Here is a 4,305-nt window from a genome sequence, read left to right as displayed (position 1 = left end):
AGAACAGGGTGCGGCGCCGGTAGGGCTGGGTCATCAGCAGGCGCAGTCCGCCGGGGCGGCCGCGCTCGGCCGGGTCGGGCATCAGCTCCCGGCCGCCGGCAGGCACCACAGCGGCCAGTGCGCCAGACCGAGGGCCCCGTCGACCGACCACTGTCCGGGCCCGGTCGCGGTCAGCGCCGCGCCGATGACGATCAGGACGAACGGGAACTCGTACCCGTCGTGCTGGACCCACAGCCCGTGCGGCCACTTGACCGTCAGGGCGACGGTCATGACCCCCATGACCCCCGCCCCGGCCAGCGGGGTGAGCAGGCCGAGGGCCAGCATCAGCCCGGCCCCGATCTGGGTGCCGCCGGCGGCCACCGCGGTGAGTTTGCCGCCGCGGAAGCCGTCGCCCCGGAACTCGGCGCTGCCGCCGTCCAGGCCGCCGCCACCGAGGTGGAAGCTGACCTTCTGGACGCCGTGGCCCGCGATCAGCAGGCCGGCGACCAGGCGCAGCAGGAGTAGACCCGTGTTCATACCGGACACCGTCAGCCGGCGGCGTGCGGGTTGATCATCGACTGGGCGTAGAAGACGCCCAGGCCGTAGGCGCCGCCGTGCTCCTTGACCAGGTCCGTCACGGCGACGTAGGTCTCGGTGCGGGCCCAGTCGCGCTGCAGCTCCAGCAGGACCTGCACCCAGGTGACGGGCACGGCACCGGCGGCGGTCATCCGCTGCAGGGCGTGCTCGTGGGCCAGCGGGCTGACGCCGCCCGAGGCGTCGGCGACGACGTAGACCTCGTAGCCCTGGTCCAGCGCGGAGAGCGCCGGCAGGACCAGGCAGACCTCGGTCCACAGGCCGGACAGGATGATCTTCTTGCGGCCGGTGGCCTTGACGGCCTCGACCAGGGCCTCGTCCTCCCAGGCGTTCATGCTGGTGCGGTCGATGATCTCCTGGTCCGGGAAGACCGCGCGCAGCTGCGGCAGGATCGGGCCCGAGAAGGACTCGGCGGCGACGGTGGAGAGCACCACCGGGACGTCGAAGATCTTCGCGGCCTTGGCCAGGCCGACGGTGGAGTTGATGATGGCGGTGCGGTCGCCGCTGCCGGTGCCGAAGAACATCTGCGGCTGGTGGTCAACGAACAGCATCATCGCGTTGTCCGGGGTGAGCAGGTCGGGGCTCGGCGCGGCCTGGACATTGGCGAAGTCGACCATGATTCTTCTCTTTCCTTGGGAATGCAGGGAATTGACACTGCGTCAGACACCGCCTCGATCGGCTCGGCGTCACGTTGACGACATTAGCCAGCGGCACCCCGGTGGTTCTGCTCGCTGTGCGCCCGGGGCTGTTCCCACAACGCACGGCCCGCGCCACCGGGCCGGGCGGGCGGTGCAGTGCGCTGCGGGGCAACTGGCGATGCGCTGCGGAGAACCTCGCCCGCCGTCGGCCGCCTAGGTTCGCTGAGCGGCCCCGTGCCGGAGCGCCCCAGCGGCCCCGCACCCCAACACCTCCGCGCCGAACCACATCTGAACGAAGGGACCTCCCTTGTCCACCATGCCCGTCGCCGGAATCCGTCCCGGCGCCCCCGACCAGCCCGCCGACCTGGTCGTGCGCAACGCCAAGGTGTACACCAACGACCCGCGCCGCCCGCAGGCCACCGCCGTGGCGGTCCGGGACGGGCGGATCCAGGCGGTCGGCGACGACGCGGACGTCGTCCCGCTGGTCGGCCCCGGCACCCGGGTGGTGGACGCGCTCGGCCGCCGGGCCGTGCCCGGCCTCAACGACGCGCACCTGCACGTCATCCGCGGCGGCCTCAACTACGTGCTGGAGCTGCGCTGGGACGGCGTCCCGACGCTGCGCGAGGCGCTGGCGATGCTGCGGCTGCAGGCCGAGCGCACCCCGCCCGGCCAGTGGGTGCGGGTGGTCGGCGGCTGGTCCGCCGACCAGTTCGCCGAGCGGCGCCTGCCCACCCTGGAGGAGCTCAACGCCGCGGCCCCCGACACCCCCGTCTTCGTGCTGCACCTCTACCAGTCGGCCCTGCTCAACAAGGCCGCGCTGCGGGCCGCGGGCTTCACCCGGGACACCCCCGACCCGGCCGGCGGCCAGATCGTCCGCGGCCACGACGGCGAGCCCACCGGTCTGCTGATCGCCGCGCCGGGCGCCCTGCTGCTCTACTCCACCCTGGCCAAGGCGCCGACCCTGGACGAGGCCGACCGGATCGGCTCCACCCGGCACTTCCTGCGCGAGCTGAACCGCTTCGGCCTCACCTCCGCGATCGACGCGGCCGGCGGGTTCCAGAGCTTCCCCGAGAACTACGGCACCGTCATGGAGCTGGCCCGCCGCGGCGAGCTGTCCCTGCGCATCGCCTACCACCTCTTCCCGCAGACCGCGGGCCAGGAGCTGGACGACCTCACCCGCTGGGTGAACACCGTCCGCCCCGGGGAGGGCGACGAGTGGCTGCGCCTCAACGGCGCGGGGGAGAACCTCACCTGGGCCGCCGCCGACTTCGAGAACTTCACCGAGCCGAGGCCGCAACTGGGCGCCTACGAGACCGAGTTCGAGAAGGCCGTCCGGCTGCTGACGGAGAACGGCTGGGGCTTCCGGCTGCACGCGACCTACGACGAGACGATCCGCCGCGACCTCGCCGTCTTCGAGAAGCTCGCCGCCGAGGGCCTCTTCCCGCAGGGCAACCGCTGGCTCTTCGACCACGCCGAGACCGTCAGCCCGGACAGCCTCGACCGCATCGCAGCGCTGGGCGGAGCCGTCTCCGTCCAGAACCGGCTCTCCTTCCAGGGCGAGGCCTTCGTCTCGCGCTACGGCGCCCCGGCCGCCGCCGAGGCGCCGCCGCTGCGCGCGATGCTGGACCGCGGTCTGACCGTCGCGGCGGGCACCGACGCCACCCGCGTCTCCTCCTACAACCCGTGGGTCGCGCTGCACTGGCTGGTCTCCGGCCGGGCGGTCAGCGGGCGGCGCCTGGCGGCCGAGCACAACCGGCTCGGCCGCGAGCAGGCCCTGGAGCTCTACACCCTGGGCGGCGCCCGGCTCACCGGCGAGGAGGACGTCAAGGGGCGTCTGACGGTGGGCAGTTACGCGGACCTGGCGGTGCTCAGCGCCGACTACTTCACCGTCCCCGAGGCCGACATCCCGCACATCGAGTCCGTGCTCACGGTCGTCGGCGGACGGATCGTCCACGCCGCCCAGGAGCACCAGGGGCTGGCCCCCGAGCTGCCCGAGGTGTCGCCGTCCTGGAGCCCGGTCACCCGCTTCGGCGGGTACCACGCCACCCCCGCCCCCGGCCTGGCCGCCGGAGTCCGTCAGGCCGAAGGCGTGCTGGAGGCGGTGGCGGCCTCGGGTGAACAGCTCGCCTGGCGGACGGCCCGCGGCCTCGCCCTGCCCGGGGAGCCGCAGGTGCCGTTGGACCCCTGCTTCTTCTGACGCGCCGTCAGATCAGGTGCGGGGCGCCGCCTGACGGGGCGGTGCCCCGCCCGCATCCGTCCGCACACCGCCCGAGGAGCCGTCGTGGCCACTCCCGCACCACCCCCTTCCCCGCACACACCCGCGCCGCAGATCCACGACCGCCACCCGCTGGCCCTGGCGCTGTTCGGCCTCACCCTGGTCAGCGGCCTCATCGACGCGGTGAGCTACCTGGGCCTCGGCCACGTCTTCACCGCGAACATGACCGGCAACGTGGTCGTCATCGCCTTCGCCCTCGCCGGAGCGCCGGGCTTCTCCGTCACCGGCTCGGTGACCTCGCTCGCCGCCTTCCTCCTCGGCGCCGCGCTGGCCGGCCGGCTCGCCACCCGGAACACCGGCCCCGGGACGTCCGGGGCCCGGCAGCCCCGGCGGCTGCGGACGGCCTTCCTGCTGGAGGCCGCGCTGTACGGGGCGGCGGCCGTCGTCGCGTTCGCGCGGGGCGTCGACGGGCTCGCGCAGTACTGGGTGATCGCCCTGCTCGCCCTGGCGATGGGCATCCGCAACGGCACCGTGCGCGGCCTCGGGGTGCCGGACCTCACCACCACCGTGCTCACCCTCACCCTGACCGGCCTGGCCGCCGACTCCCGGCTCGCCGGCGGCACCGCTCCGCGCCAGCGCCGGAAGGTCCTCTCGGTGGCCACCATGCTCGTCGGCGCGCTTCCGGGCGCGGTCCTGGTCCTGCACGGGCAGATCGGCTGGGCCCTGGTGGCCAGCGCGGCCCTGGCGGGCGCGTCCGTCCTGCTCTACCGCGAGTGACCGGCCGCGACGGCCCCGCCGAGGGCGGCGGCCGGGGGCCGACCACGCGCGAGGGGCAGGCCGACCCGGTCCTGGAACAGCACCCGGTTGGCCAGGCCGGTC

Annotated in this window: 3 protein-coding genes and 1 pseudogene; 2 read left to right on the top strand and 2 right to left on the bottom strand. The window is 74.1% G+C overall.

All coding sequences use genetic code 11. The annotated features are described in order from the left end of the window. Positions 1–105: 105 nt before the first annotated feature. Together ABZW03_RS37905 and ABZW03_RS37900 are read right to left on the bottom strand one after the other, a co-directional pair. Positions 106–516 (bottom strand): annotated as a pseudogene (locus tag ABZW03_RS37905) (DoxX family protein); the annotation flags it as partial. Positions 517–527: 11 nt separating this feature from the next. Continuing rightward, complete coding sequence (locus ABZW03_RS37900) at positions 528–1,190, bottom strand: hydrolase (RefSeq protein WP_355268985.1); 663 nt, start codon at positions 1,188–1,190, stop codon at positions 528–530. A gap of 337 nt (positions 1,191–1,527) precedes the next feature. Between ABZW03_RS37900 and ABZW03_RS37895 the strand changes: the two genes are divergently transcribed. Beyond that, complete coding sequence (locus ABZW03_RS37895) at positions 1,528–3,408, top strand: amidohydrolase (RefSeq protein ID WP_355268987.1); 1,881 nt, start codon at positions 1,528–1,530, stop codon at positions 3,406–3,408. Positions 3,409–3,492: 84 nt separating this feature from the next. Beyond that, positions 3,493–4,203 carry a YoaK family protein gene (locus tag ABZW03_RS37890; RefSeq protein WP_355268983.1) on the top strand — a complete coding sequence of 237 codons (711 nt, stop codon included), beginning with the start codon at positions 3,493–3,495 and terminating at the stop codon, positions 4,201–4,203. Positions 4,204–4,305: the final 102 nt, after the last annotated feature.

The organism is Kitasatospora sp. NPDC004799 (assembly GCF_040609095.1).
Lineage (GTDB): Bacteria > Actinomycetota > Actinomycetes > Streptomycetales > Streptomycetaceae > Kitasatospora.
The sequence above is the reverse complement of the archived record's forward strand: the minus strand, read 5'-3'. Positions and strand labels throughout refer to the sequence as shown.

What these genes read in the sequence shown, in the direction of transcription:
- ABZW03_RS37900 (WP_355268985.1), bottom strand. Translation starts at nt 1,190, where the DNA reads ATGGTCGACTTCGCCAATGTCCAGGCCGCGCCGAGCCCCGACCTGCTC.
- ABZW03_RS37895 (WP_355268987.1), top strand. Translation starts at nt 1,528, where the DNA reads ATGCCCGTCGCCGGAATCCGTCCCGGCGCCCCCGACCAGCCCGCCGAC.